The sequence below is a fragment of the Pseudohalioglobus lutimaris genome (assembly GCF_002866825.1).
In the GTDB taxonomy this organism is placed as follows: domain Bacteria; phylum Pseudomonadota; class Gammaproteobacteria; order Pseudomonadales; family Halieaceae; genus Halioglobus; species Halioglobus lutimaris.
In genome coordinates, this window is sequence record NZ_PKUS01000077.1 from 1 (window position 1) to 346 (window position 346).

1 protein-coding gene is annotated in these 346 nt (G+C 46.2%); it reads left to right on the plus strand.

Annotated features, from left to right (window positions below; genetic code table 11):
- The coding region (locus tag C0039_RS21155; protein ID WP_165787214.1) for a hypothetical protein at window positions 1-346 on the plus strand (346 nt) is incomplete at both ends.

The window sequence follows — 346 nt, forward strand, 5'->3', positions numbered from 1 at the left end:
TAACTTTGCGGACAATGTTGATCATTTACGGATTGTGACGGGAAGCGGTGCCGGCAGCGACCAGCCGAGGAGAAATGTTGAAGTCAGCAATAATATTTTTGCAGATACCGCCTATTCTGGGAGCAGAAAACCCACATCACTTGTTCTTGAGGGGGTTCGCGATGTCAGCGTCTACAACAATACCTTCTATAACAAACAGGGTAGTGGTAAACGAATCCTGAGTTTGAGAAATCTCAGCAATATTGAGCTGTTTAACAATATTTTCCACAACGGCGGAGTGGAGGTTCAGAAAAGCTACGTGCTGGATATCCATGCAGAGCATAACGCCTGGTCAAACATCGCGGGA